This window comes from Marinobacter sp. VGCF2001 (genome assembly GCF_049943275.1).
In the GTDB taxonomy this organism is placed as follows: domain Bacteria; phylum Pseudomonadota; class Gammaproteobacteria; order Pseudomonadales; family Oleiphilaceae; genus Marinobacter.
In genome coordinates this window covers 87543-102143 of record NZ_JBNFVX010000006.1, presented here as the reverse complement: position 1 = coordinate 102143, position 14601 = coordinate 87543, and the positions used below count along the sequence as shown (strand labels likewise).

Annotated in this window: 11 protein-coding genes; 1 reads left to right on the top strand and 10 read right to left on the bottom strand. The window is 56.4% G+C overall.

All coding sequences use genetic code 11. The features are described 5' to 3' along the window. Positions 1-25: 25 nt before the first annotated feature. The 10 genes from ACP2AU_RS08565 to sdhC form a co-directional block, all read right to left on the bottom strand. Positions 26-1240, bottom strand: coding sequence for a tryptophan--tRNA ligase (locus ACP2AU_RS08565; protein WP_426375700.1), 1215 nt, complete (start codon positions 1238-1240; stop codon positions 26-28). Positions 1241-1435: 195 nt separating this feature from the next. After that, positions 1436-2308: a succinate--CoA ligase subunit alpha gene (sucD, locus tag ACP2AU_RS08560; protein WP_426375699.1), complete on the bottom strand. Its 873-nt coding sequence runs from the start codon at positions 2306-2308 to the stop codon at positions 1436-1438. Continuing rightward, the gene (gene sucC, locus ACP2AU_RS08555) at positions 2308-3474 is read right to left on the bottom strand and encodes an ADP-forming succinate--CoA ligase subunit beta (RefSeq protein ID WP_426375698.1); all 1167 of its coding nucleotides are present in this window, start codon (positions 3472-3474) and stop codon (positions 2308-2310) included. The genes sucD and sucC overlap by 1 nt, the downstream gene beginning before the upstream one ends. A gap of 195 nt (positions 3475-3669) precedes the next feature. Beyond that, complete coding sequence (gene lpdA, locus ACP2AU_RS08550) at positions 3670-5112, bottom strand: dihydrolipoyl dehydrogenase (RefSeq protein WP_426375697.1); 1443 nt, start codon at positions 5110-5112, stop codon at positions 3670-3672. A 35-nt stretch (positions 5113-5147) separates the two neighbouring features. After that, on the bottom strand, positions 5148-6365 hold the full coding sequence (odhB, locus tag ACP2AU_RS08545; RefSeq protein WP_426375696.1) for a 2-oxoglutarate dehydrogenase complex dihydrolipoyllysine-residue succinyltransferase: 1218 nt from the start codon (positions 6363-6365) through the stop codon (positions 5148-5150). A 25-nt stretch (positions 6366-6390) separates the two neighbouring features. Beyond that, complete coding sequence (locus tag ACP2AU_RS08540) at positions 6391-9228, bottom strand: 2-oxoglutarate dehydrogenase E1 component (RefSeq protein WP_426375695.1); 2838 nt, start codon at positions 9226-9228, stop codon at positions 6391-6393. 316 nt (positions 9229-9544) lie between these two features. Continuing rightward, positions 9545-10249: a succinate dehydrogenase iron-sulfur subunit gene (locus ACP2AU_RS08535; protein WP_426375694.1), complete on the bottom strand. Its 705-nt coding sequence runs from the start codon at positions 10247-10249 to the stop codon at positions 9545-9547. 14 nt (positions 10250-10263) lie between these two features. Then, a complete protein-coding gene (gene sdhA, locus ACP2AU_RS08530) occupies positions 10264-12036 on the bottom strand; it encodes a succinate dehydrogenase flavoprotein subunit (protein ID WP_426375693.1) in 1773 nt (590 codons plus the stop codon). A 3-nt stretch (positions 12037-12039) separates the two neighbouring features. Then, complete coding sequence (sdhD, locus tag ACP2AU_RS08525) at positions 12040-12381, bottom strand: succinate dehydrogenase, hydrophobic membrane anchor protein (protein ID WP_426375761.1); 342 nt, start codon at positions 12379-12381, stop codon at positions 12040-12042. After that, positions 12378-12755 carry a succinate dehydrogenase, cytochrome b556 subunit gene (sdhC, locus tag ACP2AU_RS08520; RefSeq protein WP_426375692.1) on the bottom strand — a complete coding sequence of 126 codons (378 nt, stop codon included), beginning with the start codon at positions 12753-12755 and terminating at the stop codon, positions 12378-12380. Before sdhC ends, sdhD begins: the two co-directional genes overlap by 4 nt. A gap of 477 nt (positions 12756-13232) precedes the next feature. On the opposite strand from sdhC, the gene gltA reads away from it, so the two are divergent. After that, positions 13233-14507, top strand: a complete 1275-nt coding sequence (gene gltA, locus ACP2AU_RS08515; protein ID WP_426375691.1) for a citrate synthase — start codon at positions 13233-13235, stop codon at positions 14505-14507. Positions 14508-14601: the final 94 nt, after the last annotated feature.

The window sequence follows — 14601 nt, the reverse complement described above, 5'->3', positions numbered from 1 at the left end:
CCTGTGACGGGCGCGCGGTCAGGCATCAGCGGTAGCTGAGGCCCATTGCCGCGCGAACTTCTTCGAGCGTATCCCGAGCAGCATCGCGAGCCCGCTCACGCCCCTCCTGCAGGATAGACTGCACCAGATCCGGGTTACTTTCGTACTCCCTGGCCCGGTCATGGAGGGGCTTCTGCTCCTCGATGATGGCGTCAATCAGCGGTTTCTTGCAATCAAGACAACCGATGCCGGCACTGCGGCAGCCTTCCTGAACCCAGTCACAGGTCTTCTCATCGGAATAAACCTTATGCATACCCCAAACCGGGCACTTCTCAGGCTCGCCGGGGTCGGTTCTCCTGACTCGCTGCGGGTCTGTCTGCATGGTGCGGATCTTCTGCGCCACCGAATCCGGGTCTTCGCGCAAACCAATGTAATTGTTGTAGGATTTCGACATTTTCTGGCCATCGAGCCCCGGCATCTTGGATTCGGGGGTCAATAAAGGCTGGGGTTCCGGCAGAATGACCTTACCACCACCCTCAATGTAACCGTACAGTCGCTCACGATCGCCCAGGGAAATATTCTGCTGCTCTTTCAGCAAAGCCCGTGCGGTATCCAGAGCTTCAGCGTCGCCTTCTTCCTGGTAGCGTTTTTTCAGATTGCGGTAGAGCTTGGCGTTCTTTTTGCCCATCTTCACGATGGCGGCCTCAGCCTGCTCTTCAAAACCCGGCTCACGGCCGTAGATGTGATTGAACCGACGGGCAATCTCGCGGGTGATTTCCACGTGGGAGACCTGATCGGCGCCCACCGGCACGCGGCCGGCCCGATACATCAGAATATCGGCAGTCTGCAGTAGCGGATAGCCCAGGAAGCCATAGGTGGCCAGGTCTTTTTCCCGCAATTTTTCCTGCTGGTCTTTATAAGTGGGAATGCGTTCCAGCCAGCCCAGGGGAGTAATCATCGACAACAGCAGGTGCAGTTCGGCATGTTCGGGCACCTGAGACTGGATGAACATGGTCGACGAGCCCGGGTTCACCCCCGCAGCCAGCCAGTCAATCACCATGTCATGCACGCTTTGCTCAATACCCGAGGGATCATCATATTGTGTGGTCAAGGCATGCCAATCGGCGACAAAGAAGAAGCACTCGTACTCGTGCTGGAGTTTTACCCAGTTTTTCAGCACACCGTGGTAGTGGCCGAGGTGCAGCTTGCCGGTCGGACGCATGCCGGACAACACTCTTTGCTGGGAATCGACAGAACTCAAAGCACAAACTCCTTCTTTCTGTTTATAAAGCGCTGGACAAGGCACCGGAATACGACACCTGAAACCAAGCTGACCGGGCATTATAGTCTTTACACTCGCCGGCGTTAAGCAAACCGGCACAAAACCACGTGTCCATAACGCAAAAACCCCCGGCATTCTTTCGAATCCGGGGGTTTCATGAAGGTCAGTGGCGGCTTACCAGCCAGTCACTTCCTTCAGAGCCTTGCCGATTTCAGCCAGGCTGCGCACGGTTTTAACACCGGCGTCTTCCAGGGCGGCAAACTTCTCGTCGGCCGTACCCTTACCACCAGAGATGATGGCACCGGCGTGGCCCATACGCTTGCCTGGAGGCGCCGTAACGCCGGCAATGTAAGAAACAACCGGCTTGGTGACGTTCGCCTTGATGAATGCAGCGGCCTCTTCTTCCGCGGTACCGCCGATCTCACCGATCATAACAATGGCCTCGGTTTCCGGATCTTCCTGCAGCAGCTTCAGAATATCGATGAAGTTGGAGCCAGGAATCGGGTCACCGCCGATACCAACACAGGTAGACTGCCCGTAACCGAAGTCTGTGGTCTGCTTGACCGCTTCGTAAGTCAGGGTGCCAGAGCGGGATACGATGCCAACCTTACCCTTCTTGTGGATATGGCCAGGCATAATGCCGATCTTGCACTCATCCGGCGTGATCAGGCCCGGGCAGTTGGGGCCAATCATGCGAACGCCTTTACGATCAACGTATTCTTTGGCGTACAGCATATCGATGGTCGGGATGCCCTCGGTGATGCACACAATCAGCTGAATGCCAGCGTCGGCGGCTTCAATGATGGCATCTTTACAGAACGGAGCCGGCACGTAGATGACGGTCGCTTCTGCACCGGTTTTTTCTACGGCTTCACGCACGGTGTTGAATACCGGCAGGCCCAGGTGCTCGGTGCCGCCTTTGCCGGGGCTGACGCCACCGACCATCTGGGTGCCGTAATCAACGGCTTGCTCAGAGTGGAAGGTACCCTGTGCGCCGGTAAAGCCCTGGCAGATAACCTTGGTGTCTTTGTTGATCAGGATGCTCATTATTTACCCCCTGCGGCTTTAACGACTTGCTCTGCGGCATTGGACAGGCTGGTGGCAGCAATGATGTTCAGGCCGCTCTCTTCCAGAACCTTGGTGCCCAACTCGGCGTTGTTACCCTCAAGGCGAACCACCACAGGAACCTTCACGCCTACTTCTTTGACCGCGCCGATGATGCCCTCTGCAATCATGTCGCAGCGAACGATGCCACCGAAGATGTTAACCAATACGGCCTGCACGTTGTCATCGGACAAGATAATCTTGAACGCTTCGGATACGCGCTCTTTGGTCGCGCCGCCGCCAACGTCCAGGAAGTTGGCCGGCTGGCCGCCGGACAGCTTGATGATGTCCATGGTACCCATGGCCAGGCCTGCGCCGTTCACCATGCAACCGATGTTGCCTTCCAGAGCCACGTAGTTCAGTTCCCACTTGGCCGCTTCGGCTTCACGGGCATCTTCCTGGGAAGGATCGTGCATTTCGTGGATTTTCTTCTGACGGTACAGCGCGTTACCGTCGATGCCGACTTTGGCGTCCAGGCAGTGCAGATCGCCAGCCGGGGTGATCACCAGCGGGTTAATCTCAACCAGCGCCAGATCGCACTCTTCGAACAGCTTCGCCAGGCCCAGGAAAATCTTGGTAAACTGACCGATCTGCTTGCCCTCAAGGCCCAGCTTGAACGCCAGGTCGCGGCCCTGGTACGGCTGCGCGCCAACCAGCGGATCAACTTCCGCCTTCAGGATCTTTTCCGGGGTCTCTTCCGCAACTTTTTCAATCTCAACGCCACCTTCGGTCGACGCCATGAAAACGATACGACGGGTACCACGGTCCACAACAGCGCCAAGGTAAAGCTCCTGGTCGATGTCAGTGAGGGATTCAACCAGAATCTTGCTAACCGGCTGGCCGTTTTCGTCGGTCTGGTAGGTCACCAGGTTCTGACCCAACCATTTCTCGGCGAACTCGCGGATTTCGTCTTTGCTCTTGACCAGCTTTACGCCGCCGGCCTTGCCGCGACCACCGGCATGAACCTGGGCTTTGACAACCCATGCGTCGCCGCCAATTTCATCTGCTGCTGCAACGGCGTCCTTGGGGGTATCGCAGGCAATGCCTTTGGATACGGGCAGGCCATACTCAGCGAACAGCTGCTTGCCCTGATATTCGTGCAAATTCATAGTTAATGTCCCGTCTATTGATGGAGGATAACCACGTACGGAAATGAACCCGTCAGCACGCCACAAATGGCGCGACTGGAACGAATTCGTTCTGGCAGGCCAGGGATCGCCTCGGCCTGCCGGTTACGCAGGTGGAAAGCTGCCGTTATGATGGCAGCGGGGCGCCTCGCGTGGCGCCCCGTATTCCGAACTGCGTTACTTCTTTTTGCGACGGTTGGCGACGTGAATCGCACCGCCGGCAACGGCCAGGGCTGCCTCATGCACCGACTCCGACAGAGTCGGATGTGCAAAGCAGGTCAACGCCAGATCTTCTGCGCTGGAACCGAATTCCATGGCAATTACACCCTGGGCTACGATTTCAGACGCCTGCGGGCCAACTACATGGAAACCGAGGATACGGTCGGTCTTTGCGTCTGCAATGATTTTCACCAGGCCAGAAGCTGCGTTGGCGGCCATGGCGCGGCCGTTTGCTGCAAACGGGAAGGTCCCTACGTTGTACTCTTCACCCTCGGCCTTCAGCTGCTCTTCGGTCTTGCCGACCCAGGCCACTTCCGGGAAGGTGTAGATCACGTTCGGGATGCAGTCGTAGTTCACCTGTGGCTTGTGACCGGCAATACGCTCGGCAACCATCACACCCTCTTCCGAGGCCTTGTGCGCCAGCATCGGGCCACGTACCACATCACCGATAGCCCAGACACCCGGCGCTTCGGTTTTACACTTGTCATCGACAAAGATGAAGCCGCGCTCGTCCATGGTAACGCCGGAGTCTTCAGCCAGCGCGCCATCGGTGTAGGGACGACGGCCAACCGCGACAATCAGCTTGTCGAACTTGGCTTCCTGCTTGCCTTTGGAGTCTTCATAGCTGACGTTCACCAGCTTGCGCTTGACCTCGGCACCGGTCATGCGCGCACCCATCACAATGTTCAGTCCCTGCTTCCGGAACTGTTTCAGCGCGTCCTTGGCCAACTGCTGATCCACTGTCGGCAGGAAGCTGTCCTGGGCTTCAATCACGGTCACTTCCGAACCCAGGCGAGCCCACACGCTGCCCAACTCAAGGCCAATGACACCCGCACCGATCACACCCAGGCGCTTCGGTACTTCCGTGAACTCCAGAGCACCTTCGGAATCGACAATATGCTCGCCGTCGAAGGGTGCCGGCGGAATCTCGATCGGGCGCGAGCCGGTCGCTATGATCACATTATCCGCTTCGTAGGTCTTGGTGTTGCCGTCTTTATCGGCCACTTCAACCTTACGACCAGCCAACAGCTTGCCGTGGCCATGGATAGAGGTTACACCATTCGCTTTGAACAGCCCGGCGATACCGCCAGTCAGCTGCTTCACGATGCCGGACTTGCGCTCCATCATCTTGGCAACGTCAATACCAACGTCTTTCGCCATGATACCCATGGACTCGTAGTCGTGGCTGGCTTCCTCAAACTTGTGCGTTACTTCCAGCAGCGCTTTGGACGGAATACAACCTACGTTCAGACAGGTGCCACCCAGCACCTGGCTTTTACCGTCCTGCCCTGTCCAGGACTCTACGCACGCGGTTTTCAGACCCAGCTGAGCGGCTTTGATGGCAGCAACGTAACCGCCGGGGCCTGCACCAATGACAATAACATCGAACTTATCGGACATAATCTTTCCTGTTATCGAATTCGTTGAGTGTCAGCTTACACATCCAGCAGGATACGCGCCGGGTCTTCCAGCATTTCCTTGATGGCCACCAGGAACTGCACCGCTTCCTTGCCGTCAATCATACGGTGATCGTAGGACAGCGCCAGGTACATCATCGGCTGGATCTCAACCTTGCCGTTAACCGCCATCGGGCGCTCCTGGATTTTATGCATACCCAGAATCGCAGTCTGCGGCGGGTTGAGGATCGGGGTCGAAATCAACGAGCCAAAGATGCCGCCGTTGGTAATGGTGAAGGTACCGCCCGTCATGTCCTCAATGGCCAGCTTGCCTTCTTTGGCCTTGGTACCGTATTCGACAATTTTCTTCTCGACGTCGGCCAGACCCATGGCGTCAGCATCACGAAGTACCGGAACCACCAGGCCGCGATCGGTTGAAACTGCCACACCAATATCCTGGTAGCCGTGGTAAACCATGTCGTTGCCATCAATGGATGCGTTGACTGCCGGGAAGCGTTTCAAAGCCTCCGTGGCGGCCTTGGTAAAGAAGGACATGAAGCCCAGCTTGATACCGTGACGCTTCACAAAACTGTCCTGGTACTGCTTGCGCAGCTCCATGATCGGCCCCATGTTCACTTCATTGAACGTGGTCAACATTGCCGCTGTTTGCTGTGCATCCACCAGACGCTTGGCGATGCTGGCCCGCAGACGGGTCATCGGAACACGCTTCTCGGGGCGCTCGCCCTGTGCCACATCCACCGCCGGAGCGGCTGAGGGCGCCTGGGCCTTGGCAGCACCTTTGTTACTATCAACGTGCGCCTGAACGTCCTCTTTGGTCACCCGGCCATCTTTGCCAGTGCCTTTCACGGCGTTCGGATCAACATTGTTTTCTTCAGCCAGCTTCCGTGCCGCCGGGCTGAGGATAGCGTCGTCGGAACCTGCTTCAGCCTTCGCCTCGGCTTGTGGCGCTTCAGATTTGTCGTCGGACTTGCTCTCGGCCGGCTTGGATTCGCCCGCGGCACCTTCCTTGAATTTACCAATCAGCTCACCGCTTTCCACGGTGTCGCCTTCATTCTTGACGATTTCCTCGATCACACCATCCGCCGGCGCAACCACCTCGAGCACAACCTTGTCGGTTTCGATATCGACAATCAGCTCGTCGCGGGAACAGGCTTCGCCCGGCTGCTTGTGCCAGGTCGCGACGGTGCCTTCGGCAACCGACTCAGGGAAAACGGGGGCTTTAATCTCTGTTGACATTACGGATCCTTAGTTCGGTAGCTCGTCAGATTTCAAACGCGTCGTTAACCAGTTTCTTCTGCTCTTCAATGTGGACAGACATATGTCCACAGGCAGGAGCAGCAGAAGCCTCACGACCGGCATACTGGAGATATAATTTGGGATTCAGGCGCTGCAGCGCGTTGCGCATATGATGCTGACTGCAGTACCAGGCTCCCTGGTTCATCGGCTCTTCCTGACACCAGACTACGTGTTTGAGCTTACTGTACTGCGCAAGAAGCTCGTCCAGGTCGTCGCCCGGGAACGGGTACAACTGCTCGATGCGCACAATGGCAACATCATCCCGCTCATCGGCCTTCTTCTTCTCCAGAAGATCATAGTAGACCTTGCCACTGCAGAGGATCAGGCGAGTAACTTTCTTCGGGTCAGACGGCTCTTTTTCCGGCAGTACGGTCTTGAAGGTGCCGGTTGTAAGATCGTCCAGGCCAGAGATCGCCTCTTTGTGACGAAGCAGACTCTTCGGTGTGATTGCCACCAGAGGCTTACGCAGCGGACGCTTGACCTGGCGGCGGAGCATATGGAACACCTGGGAAGGTGTCGTCGGCACACATACCTGAATATTGTGCTGCGCGCACAACTGCAGGAAACGCTCCAGGCGCGCGGAGCTGTGCTCCGGCCCCTGCCCCTCGTAGCCGTGGGGCAACAGCAGGGTCAGGCCGCAGAGGCGCCCCCACTTGTGCTCGCCACTGGTGAGGAACTGGTCAATAACAACCTGGGCACCGTTGGCAAAGTCACCGAACTGGGCCTCCCAGACGATGAGCGCCTTCGGCGTCGTCGTTGAGTACCCGTATTCGAAGGCCATGACCGCCTCTTCAGAAAGCAGCGAATCATAGATATCGAACTTGGGCTGATCGTCTTCCAGATTCTGCAGGGAAACATGGGTAGAGCCATCTTTCTGGTTATGCAGAACGGCATGACGGTGCGAGAAGGTGCCGCGCCCGACATCCTGACCGGTCAGACGAATCGGATGCCCTTCGTTTAGCAGCGTGGCATAGGCCATCATCTCGCCGTAGCCCCAGTTAAGGGAGAGCGCGCCGGCCGTCATTTTTTCACGGTCGTTAACGATCTTGGAAACCTGACGCTGGATACTGAAGCCTTCAGGTACCTCGGTCAGTTTTTTGCCAAGGCGCTGAATGGTTTTCAGGGCAACGCTGGTCTTGCACTTGGCTGTCCACTCATGGCCGAGGTACGGAGCCCAGTCCACATACAACTCTTTGTTGGGCTCTTTTACCAGCGACTTGACCACGTGATCGCCCTTATCGAGGGCATCCCGGTAGTCACTCTCGACCTGTTTGGCTTCGTCTTCGGTAATGACACCGGCCTCAACCAGTTGCTCGGCGTAGATGGCGCGCGTGGTTTTCAGCTTGCGAATCTTGTCGTACATCAACGGCTGGGTAGCCGCTGGCTCATCCGCCTCGTTGTGGCCACGGCGGCGATAGCAGACAAGATCAATAACCACATCACCCTTGAACTCGTTGCGGTAATCCATGGCCATCTGGGTGGCGAACATGACCGCTTCAGGGTCGTCTGCATTAACGTGCAATATCGGCGCCTGAACCATTTTAGCGACGTCGGTACAGTATTCCGTAGAGCGTGCGTCTTCCTGCCTGCTGGTGGTGAAACCAACCTGGTTGTTGATGACGATGTGGATAGTACCGCCAACGCCATAGCCGCGGGTCTGCGACATCTGGAAGGTTTCCATGACAACGCCCTGCCCGGCAAAGGCCGCGTCTCCGTGCATCACGATCGGCACCACGGTGTTGCCTTCGGTATCGCCACGGCGATCCTGACGTGCCCGAACCGACCCTTCAACCACCGGCGACACGATTTCGAGATGGGACGGGTTGAAGGCCATCGCCAGGTGTACTTCGCCACCCGGTGTCATCACGTTCGAGGAGAAACCCTGGTGATACTTGACGTCGCCCGAACCCGAATCCGCAAGTTTCTTGCCTTCGAATTCGTCAAACAGTTCTTTCGGGTTTTTGCCAAGCGTGTTCACCAGCACGTTCAGGCGACCACGGTGTGCCATACCAAGAACGATTTCCTTGGCGCCGTACGAGCCGGCACGCTGGATAAGCTCGTCCAGACAGGGAATCAGGCTCTCGCCGCCCTCAAGACCAAAGCGCTTAACGCCCGGGTAACGGGAACCGAGATACTTCTCAAGGCCTTCTGCTGCCGACAGCCGTTCAAGAATGTGCTTCCGGGTTGCTGCTTCGTACTCTGGGCGTGACCGAACCGGCTCCATGCGCTGCTGAAACCAGCGCTTGATACGGGTATCCACCACGTGCATATATTCAGCACCGATACCCTCGCAGTAGGTTTGCCGGAGCCCTTTAACAATATCGCCGAGTTTCATGGTCTCAGAACCAAAGTTCAGAGAACCGGTCTGGAATTCCAGATCAAGATCGGACTCGCCCAACTCGTGGAATCGAGGATCAAGATCTTCAACCTGTGGACGCTGCCAGACTCCCAGGGGATCAAGCTTGGCTTCCTGGTGACCGCGGAACCGGAATGCGTTGATCAACTGCAGAACACGAATCTGTTTTTTGTCAGCATCAGACGTTGCCGAGGCTGGAACGCCGCTGGCCGCCAAAAAACGCTGATTTCGGGAGATGTGCTCGAACTGTTCACGGATCGTCGAATGGACAATATCGCGGCCGGGGTGACCGTCGACACTCGGGAGTTTATCGAAATAACTCCGCCATTCTTCAGGAACTGAATTGGGGTCTGTCAGGTAGGTTTCAAAAAGCTGTTCAACATAGGCCAGATTTCCACCCTGCAAGTGGGAAGTCTGCCATAACTGCTCCATGATGCTTTCGTGCATTTTGAATAGCTCACCTTGGGCTGGTGCGGGGGAGCCGGTATGGTCGGCCAGGGGTAATTCTCAGTCAATACGGGTTATTACGGCATGACTTTGGCCACTACACCCGGCAAGGATGCTTTCGGTCCCCAGTGATTTTTATACTCAGCAACACTGTTCGGTGACTGAACAAGCACACCGAAACAACCTGTGTAAGTTTGCACGCCGGTAAGACTTTTGACTATAAGCCTTTGGTTGAAGGCCCCGCGTAGAGCGAGGCCTTCAAGAGTGCTTACTGGCATCAGGACACCAGTATAGCTGGTGCTGCAAATTTTGCCGGTCAGGTCGCCCGCTGCAGCAACAGATTACGGATGTGGCCAATCGCCTTTGTGGGATTCAGCCCTTTCGGACAAACACTCACACAGTTCATGATACCCCGACAGCGGAATACGCTGAACGGATCATCAAGGTTCGCCAGCCGCTCCGCCTGCGCCGTATCGCGGCTATCCGCCAGGAAGCGATAAGCCTGCAGAAGGCCAGACGGGCCAATAAACTTGTCCGGGTTCCACCAGAACGACGGGCAGGCCGTTGAACAGCACGCGCAAAGAATGCACTCGTACAGACCGTCCAGCTTCTCGCGATCCTCCGGCGACTGCAAGCGCTCGATGGCCGGCGCCGGGTTGTCGTTGACCAGGTACGGCATGACCTTCTCGTACTGCTTGTAGAAAAGGCTCATGTCCACGACCAGGTCCCGGATAACCGGAAGACCCGGCAGAGGCCGAAGAACCAGCTTGTTGTCCTTGACCACGTCGGACACCGGGGTAATACATGCCAGGCCATTTTTGCCATTCATGTTCATACCGTCGGAACCACACACCCCCTCCCGACAGGAACGGCGATAGCTCATGGAGGCATCCCGCTCTTTCACCAGATTCAGAACATCCAGCACCATCAGGTCTTTGCCTTCCGGAATCTCGATCTCGACGTCCTGCATATAAGGAGCGTTATCGGCCTCCGGATTATAACGATAAAGGCTTACCAACATTTTCAGAGCCCCCTTTAGTAGGTCCGGATTTTCGGTTCAAAGGTCGGAACCGTCTTCGGTGCGAAGTTGACATCGCGCTTGCCAACACGCTTATCCACCGGGAAGTAGATAGAATGCTTCAGCCAGCTCTCGTCGTCACGCTCGGTAAAGTCGTTACGGGCGTGAGCACCACGGCTTTCTTTACGCTCGATGGCCGACTTGGCCGTGGCATAGGCCACCTCGTACAGGTTATCCAGCTCGAGAGCCTCAATCCGCGCCGTATTGAAGGCCTTACTGGTATCCGCCAGCTTGGTCTTGCGAACGCGCTCGCCGATCTCCTCCAGCAGCTTCATGCCTTTGTCCATGCTTTCGCCGTCACGGAACACACCGAAATACAGCTGCATACAGCTCTGGAGATCTTTTCGGACCTGGGCAACTTCTTCACCTTCGGAGGCACCGTCCAGGCGCTCCAGGCGAGCCATGGCCCGCTTGATGTCTTCTTCGCTGGCGCTGTCTACCTCGAAACCACCGCGAAGCTGCTCTTCAATGTGCAAACCAGCCGCACGACCAAAGACCACGAGATCAAGCAGGGAGTTACCGCCAAGACGGTTGGCACCGTGAACAGAAACGCACGCCGCCTCACCGCAGGCAAAGAGGCCGGGAATCGGCTTGTCATCGCCATTTTCGTCCTGGGTCAGAGCCTGACCGCCAACGTTAGTCGGAACGCCACCCATCATATAATGACAGGTCGGAACAACCGGGATCGGCTCTTTCACCGGATCCACATGAGCAAACGTACGAGAAAGCTCACAAATACCCGGCAAACGCAGATTCAGGGTTTCCTCACCCAGATGATCCAGCTTCAGCAAGACGTGATCCTTCTCCGGGCCACAACCGCGACCTTCCAGGATCTCCAGAACCATGGAGCGCGCCACCACATCACGACCGGCAAGGTCTTTGGCGTTCGGAGCATAACGCTCCATGAAACGCTCGCCCTCGGAGTTGATCAGGTAACCACCCTCACCCCGGCAACCTTCTGTCACGAGCGTGCCCGCGCCATGAATGCCCGTCGGGTGGAACTGCCACATTTCCATATCCTGAACCGGGAAGCCGGCCCGCAGCGCCATACCGATACCGTCACCGGTGTTGATCATGGCATTGGTGGTCGACGCATAAATGCGGCCGGCACCACCGGTTGCCAGAACGGTCGCTTTGGCCTTGATGTAGCAGACCTCGCCGGTTTCGATCTCGATAGCAACGACGCCAACAACCTCGTCCTTGCTGTTTTTGACCAGATCAACGGCGTACCACTCGTTCAGGAACGAAGTGCCACCTTTCAGGTTTGCCTGATAGAGGGTATGCAACAGAGCGTGACCGGTACGGTCAGCTGCAGCACAAGTACGCGCCGCCTGGGTCGGATTATCCGGCCCCTTGGACTGGCCACCGAACGGACGCTGATAAATACGACCCTGCTCGGTGCGTGAAAACGGAAGCCCCATGTGCTCGAGCTCAAACACCGCCTGAGGGCCAACAGAACACATATATTCAATGGCGTCCTGGTCACCGATGTAGTCAGACCCCTTTACGGTGTCGTACATGTGCCAGCGCCAATCGTCGTTGGGATCTGCGCTTGCGATTGCGCAGGTGATACCACCCTGGGCAGACACAGTGTGTGAACGGGTTGGAAAAACCTTGGTGATACACGCAGTATCGAGACCGGACTCGGTCAGTTGCAGGGCGGCACGCATACCGGCACCGCCACCACCGATAACAATCGCGTCGAACGACATGGTCTTGATGTTAGCCATCTATTAAAGCCCCCAAAGAATCTGAATGCCCCACACGACATACACGAACAACACGAGTACACAGGCTGTCTGAAGCAGAAAACGCGGCATCGCGGATTTAACGTAGTCAGTGGATACCGTCCACAACCCAACCCACGCGTGCCCGGCAATGGACAGAAGCGCAAGCAGGCTGAAGATCTTGAACCATCCCTGACCGAACAGTGAAGACCAGGCCTGGTAGTCCACATCCGTGGTCACGAAAAAGCCGAGCAGGAACAGCGTGTACAGTGCCAATACGTACGCCGATACCCGCTGGATGATCCAGTCCTGAATACCGTTACGGCCAATGTTCGTTACACTGTTCATGCCCATACCCAAACTCCTGCCAGAATGATGAGAACAACGGAAACCGCAATCGTGGCTTTCGCGGCGAGACGCCCACTCTCGAGCTCCTCACCCACGCCGGCGTCCATAAGCAGGTGCTTGATACCTGCAACCAGGTGGTACAACAGAGCAGACAGGATGCCCCAGATGATCAGCTTCGCCAGGAAGCTGTCCAGCAGCTCATTTACCCGGTTGAAGCCATCCTCCCCGGACAGGGAGAGATCCAGGCCGTACATCAGGAAAGCAACACCTACGAAGATGATGATGCCGCTGATGCGATGCAGGATCGATGTAATGGCTGGCAGCGGGAAATGAAACTTGCCGAGATCGAGATTTACTGGTCGTTTGCTATTCACAGCGCTCTCACACTCTCTCTTGGTTCCGCGGGACCGCAAAGCGGTGGCGGATGGTTGGTATGTTGGGATCGGAGGATCGGTACGTCACCGATAACCGATTGGTTCAGGAGGGCGGATGATTACCCGGTAGCTTGCTATACTCAAGCCCATATTCAGGCGCATCCCCGATTCCGGGCTACGGATTATAAGGAGACACCCTGATAATTACAAACCGGCAACCACCTCCCAGGCCTTGTCGCCTGCTGCCTACACCCCTCTATAAGGCTTATTGACAAAAGCAATTGGCGCAGTACTGCCAGCGTATTCCGGATATCCCTCATTTACAAACCGGAATAATTTTTCGGTTTTCGCAGCCAGTGCATTGACAAAAAAAGCTGACACCCTATATTTTGCCGCCAGTTTTGCGATAATACGCGCCTGCTAGCGCATCGACACATGCAGAGAAGCTTTTATAGCTAATTCAGACAGGAGAGCACCATGACCGACAGGAAAGCCACGCTCTCGGTGGGAGATAAGTCCATTGAGCTACCGGTTTACTCCGGCACCGTCGGCCCTGACGTTATCGACGTACGCGGCCTGGTACAGGAAGGCGTTTTTACCTACGACCCGGGATTCGTGTCCACCGCAGCTTGCGAATCGGCCATTACCTACATCGATGGCGCGAACGGCGTTTTGCTGCATCGGGGCTACCCCATCGACCAGCTGGCCGAGAGCTCCGATTTTCTGGAAGTCTGCTATCTGCTGCTGAACGGCGAACTGCCAAGCGAAGATGAAAACAAGCGGTTCCACGACACCATCAAGAACCACACCATGCTGCACGACCAGATGCGCAACTTCTTTAACGGCTTCCGCCGTGACGCGCACCCCATGGCCATCATGTGTGGCGTCGTCGGTGCGCTTTCTGCGTTTTATCACGACCAGATGGACGTTGACGATCCCAAGCAGCGCGAAATCACCGGGCATCGCCTGATCGCGAAAATGCCGACCATTGCCGCCTGGTGTTACAAATATTCCATGGGTCAGCCGTTCATGTATCCCCGGAACGACCTGTCTTACGCCGAGAATTTCCTGCACATGATGTTTGGCACGCCCTGCGATGAGTACAAGCCAAACCCCGTGCTCGCCAACGCCATGGACAAGATTTTCATTCTGCACGCTGACCATGAGCAGAATGCCTCCACCTCAACCGTTCGCCTTGCAGGCTCCACTGGCGCCAATCCTTATGCCTGCATCGCATCCGGCATTGCAGCCCTGTGGGGGCCGGCACACGGCGGAGCGAACGAAGCGGTACTGGATATGCTGGCCGAAATAGGCGACGAATCCAACATTGAAAAGTTCATTGCCAAAGCCAAAGACAAGGACGACCCGTTCCGCCTGATGGGCTTCGGCCACCGCGTTTACAAGAACTTTGACCCCCGCGCCAAAGTCATGGCGGAAACGGCGCACGAAGTGCTGAGCGAACTCGGCCTTGAAAACGACCCCTTGCTGAAGATTGCCCAGCGTCTGGAAAAAATTGCCCTGGAAGACGAGTACTTCGTTCAGCGCCAGCTGTATCCGAATGTCGACTTTTACTCAGGCATTATTCTGAAGGCCATTGGTATCCCAACCTCCATGTTTACCGTTATCTTTGCCATGTCCCGCACCATTGGCTGGTTCTCACACTGGAACGAAATGGTCAGCGGCGCCAATCGCATTGGCCGGCCGCGCCAGCTTTACACCGGCTCACCGAAGAGAGACTATCCGAAGAAGTAGGCAGACAACCTGCCTTCAGCCAGAAAAAGCCGCTGTTTCAGCGGCTTTTTTCGTATCATTGGGTAGTAAACACGACAAACAACAACCACAGGAG

Coding starts and splice junctions, on each gene's coding strand:
- sucD (WP_426375699.1), bottom strand. CDS start 2,308: ATGAGCATCCTGATCAACAAAGACACCAAGGTTATCTGCCAGGGCTTT.
- sucC (WP_426375698.1), bottom strand. CDS start 3,474: ATGAATTTGCACGAATATCAGGGCAAGCAGCTGTTCGCTGAGTATGGC.
- lpdA (WP_426375697.1), bottom strand. CDS start 5,112: ATGTCCGATAAGTTCGATGTTATTGTCATTGGTGCAGGCCCCGGCGGT.
- odhB (WP_426375696.1), bottom strand. CDS start 6,365: ATGTCAACAGAGATTAAAGCCCCCGTTTTCCCTGAGTCGGTTGCCGAA.
- ACP2AU_RS08540 (WP_426375695.1), bottom strand. CDS start 9,228: ATGCACGAAAGCATCATGGAGCAGTTATGGCAGACTTCCCACTTGCAG.
- ACP2AU_RS08535 (WP_426375694.1), bottom strand. CDS start 10,249: ATGTTGGTAAGCCTTTATCGTTATAATCCGGAGGCCGATAACGCTCCT.
- sdhA (WP_426375693.1), bottom strand. CDS start 12,036: ATGGCTAACATCAAGACCATGTCGTTCGACGCGATTGTTATCGGTGGT.
- sdhD (WP_426375761.1), bottom strand. CDS start 12,381: ATGAACAGTGTAACGAACATTGGCCGTAACGGTATTCAGGACTGGATC.
- gltA (WP_426375691.1), top strand. CDS start 13,233: ATGACCGACAGGAAAGCCACGCTCTCGGTGGGAGATAAGTCCATTGAG.